This is a genomic window from Vibrio sp. 1078-1 (assembly GCF_033340475.1).
The window spans coordinates 1-692 of sequence record NZ_JAWOWM010000371.1 but is presented as its reverse complement, the minus strand read 5'-3'; the positions used below and the strand labels follow the sequence as shown (position 1 = coordinate 692).

Below are 692 nucleotides of genomic sequence, written 5' to 3'. Positions count from 1 at the left end.
TTTTATCAGCGCAGCGCCCGGCATCGTCGCTTGTTTATAAAAGCGAGATTCCACCAGCTCAAGATCTTGGTGATAAACAGGCAAACTTTGTTCTTCAATACAACGGCGAACGGCTGGATAAAGCACCTCTTTCGCTTGGTTAATTACCCCACCAATCAAAATCTTTTCTGGGTTAAACAAGTTGATCACGATAGCAATTGCAGAACCTAAATAGCGTCCCAATTTTTCAATCACATCAACCGCGAGAGGATCGCCATTTGCCGCGGCTTCACAGATACTTTCGATACTCATCTCTTCTTGAGCCGCGAGAATAGAAGCTTCACCTTCAGAGATGCGTCTTACCACTTCTTCACGAATCGCTTGATACACTTCTGGCTGTGCAGAAAGGTTGGTGTAGTTGGTGAACGCAATACCCTTTTGCTCTGCCCATTTCGCAACGATTGCATAACGAATACAGATAATTGCAGAGAGCCAAGGTCTGTCTTTGCCCACTACAACCGCTTCCGCGATAAATGGTGAGAACTTGAGTTTGTTTTCAATAAACTGCGGAGAGTAACGGTCGCCGTGGCTGGTTTCCGACATATCTTTCAAACGGTCGATAACGACTAAGTGGCCAGAATCTTTAAAGTAGCCCGCATCGCCTGTGTGCATCCAACCGTCTTGAACATCTTCATCGTACGCCGCTTGGTTAT

General features: G+C 46.1%; 1 protein-coding gene. It reads right to left on the bottom strand.

Annotation, left to right across the window (positions count from 1 at the left end):
* A partial coding sequence (locus R7190_RS27645; protein WP_318137903.1) for an ROK family protein occupies window positions 1–692 on the bottom strand: 692 nt, incomplete at both ends.